Source organism: Achromobacter maghribensis, from assembly GCF_057334215.1.
In genome coordinates, this window is sequence record NZ_JBHFII010000047.1 from 186,044 (window position 1) to 198,715 (window position 12,672).

13 protein-coding genes are annotated in these 12,672 nt (G+C 65.1%); 9 read left to right on the forward strand and 4 right to left on the reverse strand.

Annotated elements, in window-relative coordinates:
• The first annotated feature begins 228 nt into the window (after nt 1-228).
• The 8 genes from ACE039_RS20805 to ACE039_RS20840 all read left to right on the forward strand — a co-directional run bounded on the left by ACE039_RS20805 (nt 229) and on the right by ACE039_RS20840 (nt 7,465).
• Nucleotides 229-417, forward strand: a complete 189-nt coding sequence (locus ACE039_RS20805) for a hypothetical protein (protein WP_035212795.1) — start codon at nt 229-231, stop codon at nt 415-417.
• 259 nt (nt 418-676) lie between these two features.
• Complete coding sequence (locus ACE039_RS20810; protein WP_485823236.1) at nt 677-1,192, forward strand: RDD family protein; 516 nt, start codon at nt 677-679, stop codon at nt 1,190-1,192.
• Nucleotides 1,193-1,324: 132 nt separating this feature from the next.
• A complete protein-coding gene (locus ACE039_RS20815; RefSeq protein WP_485823237.1) occupies nt 1,325-2,233 on the forward strand; it encodes a DUF2167 domain-containing protein in 909 nt (302 codons plus the stop codon).
• A gap of 104 nt (nt 2,234-2,337) precedes the next feature.
• On the forward strand, nt 2,338-3,210 hold the full coding sequence (locus tag ACE039_RS20820) for a UDP-2,3-diacylglucosamine diphosphatase (RefSeq protein WP_485823238.1): 873 nt from the start codon (nt 2,338-2,340) through the stop codon (nt 3,208-3,210).
• A 129-nt stretch (nt 3,211-3,339) separates the two neighbouring features.
• Nucleotides 3,340-5,106 carry an acetate--CoA ligase gene (locus ACE039_RS20825; RefSeq protein WP_485823239.1) on the forward strand — a complete coding sequence of 589 codons (1,767 nt, stop codon included), beginning with the start codon at nt 3,340-3,342 and terminating at the stop codon, nt 5,104-5,106.
• Between the two features lie 4 nt (nt 5,107-5,110).
• Nucleotides 5,111-5,632, forward strand: coding sequence for a gamma carbonic anhydrase family protein (locus tag ACE039_RS20830; RefSeq protein ID WP_485823240.1), 522 nt, complete (start codon nt 5,111-5,113; stop codon nt 5,630-5,632).
• Nucleotides 5,633-5,705: 73 nt separating this feature from the next.
• Nucleotides 5,706-6,635, forward strand: a complete 930-nt coding sequence (gene hslO, locus ACE039_RS20835; protein ID WP_105555052.1) for an Hsp33 family molecular chaperone HslO — start codon at nt 5,706-5,708, stop codon at nt 6,633-6,635.
• A gap of 89 nt (nt 6,636-6,724) precedes the next feature.
• Complete coding sequence (locus tag ACE039_RS20840; protein ID WP_485823241.1) at nt 6,725-7,465, forward strand: TadE/TadG family type IV pilus assembly protein; 741 nt, start codon at nt 6,725-6,727, stop codon at nt 7,463-7,465.
• Between the two features lie 8 nt (nt 7,466-7,473).
• Here the strand turns inward: ACE039_RS20840 and ftsB are convergent, their stop codons facing one another.
• The 4 genes from ftsB to pyrG form a co-directional block, all read right to left on the reverse strand.
• On the reverse strand, nt 7,474-7,917 hold the full coding sequence (ftsB, locus tag ACE039_RS20845) for a cell division protein FtsB (protein WP_485810870.1): 444 nt from the start codon (nt 7,915-7,917) through the stop codon (nt 7,474-7,476).
• A 71-nt stretch (nt 7,918-7,988) separates the two neighbouring features.
• On the reverse strand, nt 7,989-9,275 hold the full coding sequence (eno, locus tag ACE039_RS20850; protein WP_006218107.1) for a phosphopyruvate hydratase: 1,287 nt from the start codon (nt 9,273-9,275) through the stop codon (nt 7,989-7,991).
• Between the two features lie 4 nt (nt 9,276-9,279).
• Complete coding sequence (locus ACE039_RS20855; protein ID WP_006223888.1) at nt 9,280-9,564, reverse strand: DUF1330 domain-containing protein; 285 nt, start codon at nt 9,562-9,564, stop codon at nt 9,280-9,282.
• 202 nt (nt 9,565-9,766) lie between these two features.
• The gene (pyrG, locus tag ACE039_RS20860) at nt 9,767-11,419 is read right to left on the reverse strand and encodes a CTP synthase (protein WP_310032874.1); all 1,653 of its coding nucleotides are present in this window, start codon (nt 11,417-11,419) and stop codon (nt 9,767-9,769) included.
• Nucleotides 11,420-11,640: 221 nt separating this feature from the next.
• Between pyrG and ACE039_RS20865 the strand changes: the two genes are divergently transcribed.
• The gene (locus tag ACE039_RS20865; RefSeq protein ID WP_485823242.1) at nt 11,641-12,642 is read left to right on the forward strand and encodes a hypothetical protein; all 1,002 of its coding nucleotides are present in this window, start codon (nt 11,641-11,643) and stop codon (nt 12,640-12,642) included.
• Nucleotides 12,643-12,672 lie beyond the last annotated feature (30 nt).

Sequence of the window (12,672 nt, forward strand, 5' to 3'; positions counted from 1 at the left end):
GGGCCCTCAACCCCATTTTCCGCACGAAAGCGCGTTGTAAAAGCGCCGCAATATGGTGCGCGTATCTTTGCTTATGGTGCCCCGCCGCGCGGTTTTGGGGCATTATCAGCACCAGGGTGTTGCCAAGTTGCACCTGCTTGCACCTTCCCCTTGCACAGTTTCAGGGTAAACCCTATAATTCGGGTTATCCCTAGTAGCAAACAACTGTGCAAGCCCGTGGAGGCTATTGTGATCAACCCGAACAACACCATCCGCCTGACCGACGAACTCGAGCGCCAACTGATGCTCCAGGCGATTGAAGAACAATTCCGTCCGCACCCGATGCGGGCGTTGGCCGCCGGCCTGCGTAAGCTGGCCCACGGCGTGAAGGCCCTGGCTGGCAAGACGAGCGCCAAGAACGCGCACTCAGCAGCCTAAAGACAGGCCTGGGCCTTAAGCGCTAAGGCCCGAAAGATTTTCCCCTTGGGGGCTGCATAGCCCCTTTTATAGACCCGCCCTTACCGGCGGGTTTTTTTTCGTCGGGCCTTTCCTCCCTTGGGGGCAGAGCACACGTAGTGCGTGAAGCGTGGGGGCACCTCCCCCCGCCGGGCCGCCCCAAGGGGGGAGAGCCCCCTCGGGGGGCAGGAAGCCCGAAGGGCGCACCGTGGGGGCAATCTTTATCGGATAATGCCCACCCATGACGACAGACGCCCTTGACCAGACCCCCAACCGGCTACGCCGGTTTGCCTGCATGATGTACGAAGCCGTGCTGCTGTTCGGCGTGGTGTTCCTGGCGGGCTACCTGCTGGACACACTGACCCAGAGCAAGAACGCGCTGGAACTGCGGGCAGCCCGGCAAGCCTGGTTGTTCATCGCGATAGGCGCCTACTTCGTGTTGTGCTGGCGCCGGCGGGGCCAGACCTTGCCGATGAAGACCTGGAACATCCGGCTGGTCGACCGCGACGGCAACACGCCGCCGACGTTTCGGTTGATCCTGCGCTACGTGCTGGTCTGGCCGTTGGTGCTGGCCGGGGCTGCCGTGGTGTGGGGGGCCGCCAGCTTGACGGGCTGGGCCTCGATGGACATGTTCATCGTCGCCGCGCCCTTCACCATTTTCATCTGGTCCTGGTTCGACCCCGACGGGCAGTTTCTGCATGACCGCATCCTGGGCACGCGCCTGCGCAACGCGCCGCAGCGCCAGAAATCGCGCTGACGCCCCCTCGGCACACACAAAATATTACAAACAGCAAAAGCATGCGGCGAATTCATCGCGTGCTTTCAGAAAATTGAAAGTCGCTCGCAAAGACAATGAGGCCCCCTTAAACAGACGCCTCCCGGACCTTTCATGCGCGCTTTCCTTTCCCTTCTGTCGCTGGCCGCCGCCAGCGCGCTTTGCTTTCTGCCTGCCGGCGCCCTGGCCCAGAACGCGTCCGCCCAGCAAGAGATCGAATCGGCTACGAAAGCCGCCTTCGCCGCCGCTCAGCAAGGGCCGGCCGATGTGAAGCTGGGCGAGCAGGCGGTCGTGCACCTGCCGCAGAACATGTTCTTCGTTCCCCGCCTGCAGGCCGAACGCCTGATGCAGGCCTACGGCAACGGCAAGGACCCCTCGCTGCTGGGCGTCGTGATGCCCAAGAGCGATGACGACGACTGGGTCGTCACCGTCAATTTCGACAAGGCGGGCTACATCAAGGACGACGACGCGCGGAACTGGGATGTCAGCGAATTGCTGGATAGCCTGCGCGAAGGCACCGAACAGTCCAACGAAGAACGCAAGAAGCGCGGCTTCCCCGAGCTGACCGTGGACGGCTGGGTCGAAGCCCCCAAGTACGACAGCAACACGCAACGGCTGGTCTGGTCGGTGGCCGCCAAGCACAAGGGCGTCGACGCCGGCGAAGACCCGACAGTGAACTACAACACCTATGCGCTGGGCCGCGACGGCTACATCACGCTGGACCTGATCACCCAGCAAAGCCTGGTGCCCAAGGACAAGACCGCCGTGCTGGCGTTGCTGGACAATCTGAACTACGTGGACGGCAAGCGCTACGCCGATTTCGATTCCTCGACCGACAAGGTCGCCGAATACGGGCTGGCCGCGCTGGTGGCCGGCGTGGCCGCGAAGAAGCTGGGGCTTTTCGCCGTCATCGCCGCGTTCCTGGCCAAGTTCGCCAAGGTCGGCATCCTGGCGGCCGCCGCCCTGGGCGGTGGGTTGTGGAAGCGCCTGCGAGGCAAAAAGGCCGACGCGCAGCAGCCTTGAGCATTCTCCCGTGACGGCGGCGCCACGCAAGACCGCCCCGCCGTCACAACAGCGTCACGGATTCTTCACACGCCCGTCATCGCCGGATGATTTGATCCTGAGGCATGACGACAGCCCACATGGAAGCGACCGTGAACGAAATCCGACCCGTGCACTGGCGTGCTCTCTGGATTTCCGATATTCACCTGGGCACTGCCGGGTGCAAGGCGGAATTCCTGCTCGATTTCCTGGACCACAACGATTCGGACACGCTGTATCTGGTGGGCGATATCGTGGACGGCTGGCAACTGCGCAAGCATTGGCACTGGCCGCGGGCGCACAACGACGTCATCCAGCGCATCCTGCGCAAAGCGCGCAACGGCACACGGGTGGTCTTCATCCCCGGCAACCATGACGAATTCGCGCGCGAGTTCGCCGGCTATGCGTTCGGCGACATCGAAATCCTGGACGAAGACGTGCACGTCACGGCCAAGGGCCTGAGCCTGCTGGTGCTGCACGGCGACCAGTTCGACGGCGTGATCCAGCACAGCCGCTGGCTGGCCCATCTTGGCGACGGCCTCTACCAGCTGGCGCTGTGGATCAACCACCATTTCAACCGGCTGCGGCATCGCCTGGGCCTGCATTACTGGTCCCTGTCGCAATACTTGAAGCACAAGGTCAAGAACGCCGTCTCTTTCATTACGGATTTCGAGGAAGCGCTCGCAGGCGAAGCGCGCCGGCGCGGCCTGGACGGCGTGGTCTGCGGCCACATCCACAAGGCCGAACTGCGCGACGTGGGCGGCATCCTGTACTGCAACGACGGCGATTGGGTCGAAAGCCTGTCCGCCCTGGCGGAAACGCACGACGGCCAACTCCAACTGCTGGACTGGGCCGCCATCCAGGCGGAAAGACAGGCGGAACCGACCGTGCGCCCCCCGCGTTCGCTCTCCCTGCCCGCCCTGCCCTCCGCACTGCGCCGCCAAAGCAAACACCCGTGATAACCCGTATGCGTCCCCATTACGCAACGGGGATATTGCAGTTCACGGCCCTCTAGGTCATGCTTGCATCTGAGGCAACGGGCGAGTTGGCCCGTTCACGCAGCTGCAACATGCTTACAACATAGGGCCATGAACGACCAATATCAGGCGCTCTACCAATCATTCCGCTGGCTGGTACCGACCCAGTTCAACATTGCGGATGCGTGCTGCCACCGCTGGGCATCCAGTAGTCCGGATGCGCGGCGCATTGCCATCTACTACGAAGATGAGTCCGGCAACCGCGAGGTCTGGACCTATGCCCGACTGGCCGAGGCCGTCAATCAACTGGCCAATGGCCTGGTGAAAATGGGCGTGGGCCGGGGTGATCGGGTCGGTGTCGTTTTGGGGCAACGCCCCGAAACCGTCGTCGCCCACATGGCCATCTACACGGTGGGCGGCGTCGTGCTGCCCCTGTCGGCCTTGTTCGGCCCCGAAGCCCTGGAAAGCCGCCTGCGCGACTCGGAAACGCGGGTCGCCATCGTGGACCACGCTTCCAGCGCCAATCTGCTTGCCGTCAGCGACAACTGCCCCAACCTGCAGCAAATCATCGGCATCGGCTTCGCCGACGAGCGTGTGCTGCCTTGGCGCAGCCTGCTGGCCCGCCAGCCCAGCGAATTCAAGGCCATCCCGACGCGCTCGTCCGACCCTGCCATCCTGCTCTACACGTCAGGCACGACCGGCGCGCCGAAGGGCGCTCTGCTGCCGCACAGCGTGCTGATCGGCAACCTGCCGGGCTTCGTGGCGTCGCAGGACTGGTTCCCGAAGCCTGCCGACGTGTTCTGGTCGCCGGCCGACTGGGCCTGGACGGGCGGCATGATGGATGCGCTGCTGCCCACGCTGTACTTCGGACACCCCATCGTGGGCACGCGCGGCCGTTTTTCCGCTGAACGCGCGTTCGAGCTCATGGAGCGCTATCAGGTCACCAACACCTTCCTCTTCCCCACGGCCCTGAAGATGTTGATGAAGGCGGTGCCGGACCCCCGCAATCACTACCAATTGGCCTTGCGCTCCATCATGAGCGCCGGCGAAAGCGTGGGCGAGACCGTCTTTGAATGGTGCCAGTCGGCGCTGGGCGTAACACCCAACGAGATGTTCGGCCAGACCGAAATGAACTATGTGGTGGGCAACAGCCAGAAACGCTGGCCCGCCCGGCCGGGCAGCATGGGCCGCCCCTACCCCGGCCACCAGGTCGCGGTGCTGGACGATGACGGCAAGCCCGTCGCCGCGGGCGGAACCGGCGAAATCGCGGTCAACCGCCTGGACATCCACGGTTATCCCGACCCGGTGATGTTCCTGGGCTATTGGCGCAACGAAGCCGCCACCCAGGCCAAATACAAGGGCGACTGGTGCCTGACCGGCGATCTCGCCACCGTCGATGCCGACGGCTACCTTTGGTACGCCGGCCGCGCTGACGACGTGTTCAAGTCGTCCGGTTACCGGATCGGCCCGGGCGAAATCGAAAGCTGCCTGATCGGGCATCCCGCGGTGGCCAACGCCGCCGTGGTGCCCAAGCCGGACGCCGAGCGCGGCGCCCTGGTCAAGGCATATGTGGTGTTGACGCCCGAATTCGCCCACCGCGAGCGCGCCGACGTTATCGAGAACCTCCAGGAATACGTGCGCGAGCGCCTGGCGCCCTACGAGTACCCGAAAGAGATCGAATTCGTCGATGAACTGCCCATGACGACGACGGGCAAAATCCAGCGCCGCATCCTGCGCTTGCGCGAAGAAGAGCGCGCCCGGGCCTCTGCCCCGGTCCCCGCCGCCACGCCCCCGGCGGCAACCGCCACGCCCGCCGCGGCAACCGCCGTTGACGCCGACGCGGCCCATGGCGCCCCCGAGAAGCAACCCGAGACCTGAAGCCATGCCGATTTACCAGCTTGACGATCTGATCCCCCGCATCGACCCCGCCGCTTACGTGGCCGACAGTGCCGACATCATCGGCAATGTCACCCTGGAGGCGGGCGTCAGCATCTGGTCGAACGTATCGATCCGCGGCGACAACGACGCCATCCTGATCCGCCACGGCACCAATGTCCAGGAATCCAGCGTCCTGCACGTGGACAGCGGCTGTCCCATGACGATCGGTCCCAATGTGACGGTGGGCCACCAGGCCATGCTGCACGGATGCACCATCCACGAAGGCGCCCTGGTAGGCATGCAGGCGATCGTCCTGAACAATGCGGTCATCGGGCGCAATTGCCTGATCGGCGCGGGCGCGATCATCCCCGAAGACCGGGTCATTCCCGACAATTCCCTGGTGATCGGCATTGGCAAGATCGTGCGTGAACTCTCGGAAGACGAAATCGCCAATCTGCACAAAAACACCGCCTATTACGTGGCGCGGGGCCAACACTACAAGACCGCGCTGAAACGGCTTGCCTGACCCCCGTGGGGAACCGCCCAACCCCCTGCTGCCAGCAGGGGGAATCGGGCGCCTGATCGGCTAACATTCCGCTATGACCGATCAGCTTAAAAAATACCTTACCGAAGACCGCAGCGTCCGTATCCAGGCCGTGCGCCTGGACACGACCTGGAAGGCCGTTCAAGCCAACCACGATTACCCGCCCGCCATCACCCATCTGCTGGGCGAACTGGTGGCCGCATCCACCCTGCTTGCCGCGAACATCAAGTTCGAAGGCTCGCTGGTGCTCCAGATCCAGGGCGATGGCCCCATCGCCCTGCTGGTGGTGGAATGCCGTTCCGACCTGAGCCTGCGCGCCACCGTCAAAGTGCGCGAAGGCCACGAGGTTCCCGCCGACGGCACGATGCAAAGCCTGCTGAACCCGGGCGGCAACGGCCGCTTCATCGTGGTGCTGGACCCGCAGCGCAAGCTGCCTGGCCAACAGGCCTACCAGGGCATCGTGCCGCTGGAAGGCGAAACCGTGGCCGAAGCCCTGCAACACTACATGAAGGCCTCCGAGCAACTGGACACCCGCCTGTGGCTGGCGGCCGACGCCGACCATGCCGCCGGCATGCTGATCCAGCGCCTGCCCTATCACGGCGGCTCGGATGCGCCGCTGCTGACCGAACAGGCCGCGGCGGAAACCTGGGACCGCACCAACGCGCTGGCCAGTACCCTCAAGCGCGATGAAGTGCTGGAAGCCGAAATCGACACGCTGATCCATCGCCTGTTCTGGGAAGACACCCTGCTGGCGTTCGATCCCGTGACGGTGCGCTGGCACTGCCCATGCACTCGCGAACGCGTGGCAAGCATGCTGCGTTCGCTGGGCGAAGAGGAAGTCAACAGCGTGCTGGCCGAGCGCGGTCAGGTGGACGTGTCCTGCGACTTCTGCGGCAAGCCCTACAAGTTCGACGCCGTCGACTGCGCCACCTTGTTCGCGCCGCACCAACCGCCGGCCGACGACGCCCCGCCGACCGTGCATTGATTCCTCGCCGGCCCGCGACAAGGGTCGGTTTCGTCCCTTCGGACAGTCCGTATCGACAGGCAGTCATGCCCGCGCCACACTGCGCAGCCATGACCGCCTTTTTCTTTGCCAGCCCTCGTCAACGGGGCGCCGCCGCCATCGAATTCGCCGTGGCCGGCGCGGTCGGGCTGATGCTGGGCCTGCTGGCGATCGACGCCGCCCGTTGGCAGGCGGTGCGGCAGATGGCGCACCTGGCGCTGATTGAAGCGGCCCGCGCCGGCTCGACCGCTCACGGCGACCCCGCCCGCATGCGGCAAGCCTTTCAACACGCGTTGCTGCCGTTGCACGCCGGCGCGGACGACGACGCCCGCAAGACCGGTGCGCGGCGCCGGCAGCAGCGTGCCCAGGTCGGGATCACGGCGCTTGCCGGCCTGACGCCCTGGCGCATCGAAATCCTGCAGCCCGACGCCCGCGCGTTCCGCGAACACGGCCGCGCCGGCCTGGCGGTCGCGGTGGCGCCGGGCATGCGCGCGATCGACAACGACTACCAAGACCTTCAACATGCGCGCAGGCCTCCGCGGCCGGGGGGCATGAGCATCTTCGAGGCCAACACGCTGAAGCTGCGCTTGACCTACCTGCATCGCCCCTGGCTGCCGCCCTTGCGCGCGCTGCTCGCCGTCATGGGGCGCGACGACGCCAGCTACGCGGGCGTGGCCCGCGCAAACGGTTTGCTGCCGATCCAGGTAGAACTGGAAATGGAAATGCACTCGCACCCGGTCGATTGGGCGAACAAGACGCCCTGGCCGGTGGGAATGGTGGTGGGTGCGTGCCGCGACACTCGCTGCCGCTGAGGAATGCCTCAGTGCCGGGTCGTGGCGTTATTCGCGGAATTGGCGGGTTTGGGTGCGGCGGGAGCCGCCGCGCGGCTGGCGGGCGGTTTGGCGGCTGCCGGTACGTTGGCGCGCGTGGCAGCGGCCGGCCGGGCTGCGGGGTCGGCCGTCAACGCGGCGCCGGCAGCGGGAGGTTGCGTGTTTTGCGGCAGGATGTGCACGAAGACCTCGCCCTCGCGCATCATGCCGAGCTCGCCGCGGGCGCGCTCTTCGACGGCGCCGGTGCCGCCTTCAAGATCCCGCACTTCGGCTTCCAGCGCGGCATTGCGCGCGCGCAGGCCTTCGTTGGTCTCGCGCTGCTCCGCCACTTGGCGTTGCAGATCCCAGACCTTGAACCAGCCGCCCTTACCCAGCCACAGCGGGTATTGGATCAAGCCTACCAGCACGAACAGCACCAGGAACAACAGGCGCATACGCGAGAACCCTCAGAGCAGTCGTGGCGCGGATGCGGAAGCGGCGCCAGGCGCCGCCACCGCGCTTCCCATCAACGCAGGTTGTAGAAAGCTTCCAGGCCAGGATACGACGCCACTTCGGCCAGCTCTTCCTCAATGCGCAGGAGCTGGTTGTACTTGGCCATGCGATCCGAACGGGACAGCGAACCCGTCTTGATCTGCATCGCGTTGGTCGCCACGGCGATGTCGGCGATGGTGGAATCTTCGGTTTCGCCCGAACGATGCGACACGACGGCGGTGTAGCCGGCGCGCTTGGCCATTTCGATGGCGGCGAAGGTTTCGGTCAGCGTGCCGATCTGGTTGATCTTGATCAGGATCGAGTTGGCGACGCCCTTCTGGATGCCTTCGCGCAGGATCTTGGTGTTGGTGACGAACAGGTCGTCGCCCACCAATTGCACCTTCTTGCCCAACTGGTCGGTCAACAGCTTCCAGCCGTCCCAGTCGTTTTCGGCCATGCCGTCTTCGATGGAGATGATCGGGTACTTGTCGCACCACGTGGCCAGCAGGTTGGTGAATTCCTGCGAGGACAGCGAAATGCCGCCTTCGCCGGCCAGCGTGTACTTGCCGTCGCGGTAGAACTCCGAGCTGGCGCAATCCAGGCCCAGGGCGATCTGCGTGCCCGGCTCGTAGCCGGCTTCGGTGATGGCTTTCAGGATGAGCTGGATGGCGGCTTCATGGCTGGGCACGTTGGGGGCAAAACCGCCCTCGTCGCCGACGGCCGTGGACATGCCCTGGCCGTGGATCAGCTTCTTCAGCATGTGGAAGACTTCAGCGCCCCAACGCAGGGCTTCGCGGAAGCTGCCTGCGCCGACCGGCAGAATCATCAGTTCTTGCAGGTCGAGCGTGTTGTTGGCGTGCGCGCCGCCGTTGATGACGTTCATCATCGGCACGGGCATGCTCATGGGGCCGCTGCCGCCGAAATAGCGGTACAGCGACAGGCCGGACTCGTCGGCGGCGGCGCGGGCCACGGCCATGCTGGCGGCCAGGATCGCGTTGGCGCCCAGGCGTTCCTTGGACTCGGTGCCATCCAGTTCGATCAGCGTGCGATCGACGAAGGTCTGTTCCTGGGCGTCCAGGCCCATCAGGGCTTCGGAGATTTCCGTGTTCAGGTTTTCAACGGCGCGCAGCACGCCCTTGCCCAGATAACGGCTTTTGTCGCCGTCGCGCAGCTCGATGGCTTCGCGGGCGCCCGTGGAGGCGCCGGACGGCACGGCCGCGCGGCCCATGGCGCCGGACTCCAGCAGCACATCACATTCCACGGTGGGGTTGCCGCGCGAATCCAGAATTTCGCGGCCGATGATATCGACGATTGCACTCATGACTTTACATTCCCTGAACGATAAACATATTCATGACAGCCGCGCCCTCGCGGGCGTTGCGGGCACGGCGGTACTGCCAGGAGTCGTAGAAGGCCTGGGCGGCCGCCATGGAGGGAAACTCCATGACGACGGTGCGGCCCGGCTCACGGCCCTCAAGGTGCTTGGACTCTCCGCCTCGCACCAGGATCTTGGCATCGTACGCGCGCATGGCGAGCGTGGACAGACGCTTGTAGTCCTCGTATTGCGCGGGCTTGGTCACCGTGACGTCGGCGATGAGGTAAGCACTCATGGGGTTCCTTCAGGGCAGTTGCGTGGGTTGGTATCTGATTTCGGATACGACAACGCCGCCAGTGTGGCCCAAGCCGCCTGGCGACGCATATCCGATGCTAATTGGTTGTATCCGAAAGCAGCGCCGCCGTATAGCGCGGCACTGGGGGACGGGCCCGCGGCCCCGAGGATCCGCTTACGGAACTCGAGACCGCAGGCGCGCATTACGCCCCCTGGCCGCGGCGAGCCTTTTGCTCGATGGCGGCGCGGATATAGCTGGAGAACAACGGGTGGCCGTCGCGCGGCGTCGACGTGAACTCCGGGTGGAACTGGACGCCCACGAACCACGGGTGGTCGGGCAATTCCATCATTTCCGGCAGGTTCTCGGTCGGCGTGCGGGCGCTGATCACCATGCCGGCCTCTTCCAGGCGCGGCACGTAGACGTTGTTGACCTCGTAGCGGTGACGGTGACGCTCGTTCACTTCGTCGCCGTAGATGGTCTGCGCGCGGGTGCCGGCCTTGATCGGCACGCGTTGCGCGCCCTTGCGCATGGTGCCGCCCAGGTCGGACGTGTTGTCGCGCTTTTCGACCTTGCCTTCGCGGTCCATCCACTCGGTGATCAGGGCCACCACCGGGTGCGGGGCGGACGGATCGAATTCCGTGCTGTTGGCGCCGCCCAGGCCGGCGACGTGGCGCGCGAACTCGATGACGGCCAACTGCATGCCCAGGCAGATGCCCAGATACGGCACGCCGTTTTCACGGGCGTAGCGGATCGCGGCGATCTTGCCTTCGGTGCCGCGCTTGCCGAAGCCGCCCGGCACCAGAATGGCGTCCAGGTGCTTCAGTTGGTCGGTGCCGCGGGTTTCGATGTCTTCCGAGTCGATGTACTCGATGTTGATCTTCGAGCGCGTGTGGATGCCGGCGTGAACCAGCGCTTCCGTCAGCGACTTGTACGACTCGGTCAGGTCGACGTACTTGCCGACCATGCCGATCGTCAGCTGGTGCTGGGGATGCTCCAGCGCTTCGACCAGGTTGTCCCACATGGACAGATCGGCCGGCGGCGGGGTCAGGCCCAGCGCTTCGCAGACGATGTTGTCCACGCCCTGCTTGTGCAGCATGGCCGGGATCTTGTAGATGGAATCGGCATCCCAGACGGAAATGACGGCGTCCAGCGGCACGTTCGAGAACATCGAGATCTTGGCGCGCTCGTCGTCCGGGATGGGACGGTCGGCGCGGCACAACAGCGCGTTCGGATAGATGCCGATTTCGCGCAGCTTCTGCACCGAGTGCTGGGTGGGCTTGGTCTTCAGTTCGCCGGCGGAGGCGATGAAGGGCACCAGGGTCAGATGCACGAAGGCCGCGTTGTTGCGGCCCATGCGCAGGCTCATCTGGCGCGCGGCTTCCAGGAAAGGCAGGGACTCGATGTCGCCCACGGTGCCGCCGATTTCGACAATGGCGACGTCCGTGTTGCCGTTCCAGCCGGCTTCGGCGCCACGGGCGATGAAGTCCTGGATTTCGTTGGTGATGTGCGGAATCACCTGGACAGTCTTGCCCAGGTAGTCGCCACGACGCTCTTTGCGCAGCACCGATTCGTAGATCTGGCCCGTGGTGAAGTTATTCACCTTGTGCATGCGGGCGGAGATGAAGCGCTCGTAGTGGCCCAGGTCCAGATCGGTTTCGGCGCCGTCTTCCGTGACGAACACTTCACCGTGCTGGAAGGGGCTCATCGTGCCCGGATCGACGTTGATGTACGGGTCGAGCTTCAGCATGGTGACCTGCAAACCACGCGACTCGAGAATGGCGGCAAGCGACGCAGCGGCGATGCCCTTGCCCAGGGAAGACACCACTCCGCCGGTGACAAATACGTATTTGGTCATCGTAATGAGCACCCGGGACGAGCGGGCGCGTGCGGGAAATTTGGATTATAGCCGGGAGGCGGCGGTTATTTGGGTTTTCCCCTAGCGATGACGCGTAACATTTGGCAGCACTCGAAACGCGTTGACGGCAAGCGCGTTGCATGGCGCGGCGCAGCGTCATGCTATGTTCGATCCCTAATTTTTTGACTGCTGCTTTTTCTCAACACTTGCCGCCCTTGCCGATGATCGATTCCGTCCGGTCCCCCTCTTCCCTCGCCTGGCGTCTGGCGCTGACCGCCGTCTTCCTGCGCCTGGCCTACTCGGCCGTGGTCCAGGGATTCATGCTGTTCGGTTTACCCGACACCCGGCAAATGCGGGAACTACATACCCAACCCGAGTACCTGGCCCCGCTGCTGGCCCATATCGTCATGGGGGCGGTGATCGCGGGCTTGACGACCTGGGGCGCCATGCGCCGCTGGCTCGCGCGCCACGACACCATGGCGGTGGACGAACCCCGCAAGCTCTTCGGCACTTTCATCGCCCTGCTCCTGGTCTACACCCTGGCCGTGGCCGCCGGCATGGCCTTCCTGCACAACGTGCTGATGCAGTTCGTCATGACCCACCGCGGCACGCTGGAGGAATGGTCCGGGGTCGGCGTGATCGGCCAGTTCCTGACGCTGGGCATCGTCGTGCGCGTCGCGACCATCTTGCTGGAGATCATCGGCGTCTGCCTTGTCGTGCGCATTGCCACCTGGACCGTGCAGCCCGCCGGCCCCGCCGGTGGTCCGCCGTACGACCAGCGGCACGCGGCCTGGATCACCGGGCTGACCGTGCTGATCTGGCAACTGGGCGTCTCCATCACGTTGGGCGGCGTCCTGCAGATGCAGTCCCGCGATGCGGGCTGGACGGCCTTCACGCTGGGCTATCTGGCCCTGCCCGCGATAGTGCTGGCGATGTGCGTGCTGCTCTGCCTGAACCTGCTGCCGCGCGCGATCGGCGCGGCGCGGCTGGGCCGGGCGGTGGCCCACGGCACGCTGGCGTTCTGGCTGGCCCAGGCGCTGGGCGTCGGCCTGGGTTTCCTGGCCGTCCGGGCAATGAGCTGGGACCAACTCATTCGCGCCGCATCCTCCTCGGTGACGGCATGGGTGGCGCTGCTGGCCTACGGGTTGCTGCTGGCCCTGGCCTGCGTCATCGGCCGACAGGCGCTGTACCCGCGCGCGAAGACCGCTGCGCCGCAGGCCTGAGCCACGGGTCGCGACAAAGTAAAAGGCCGC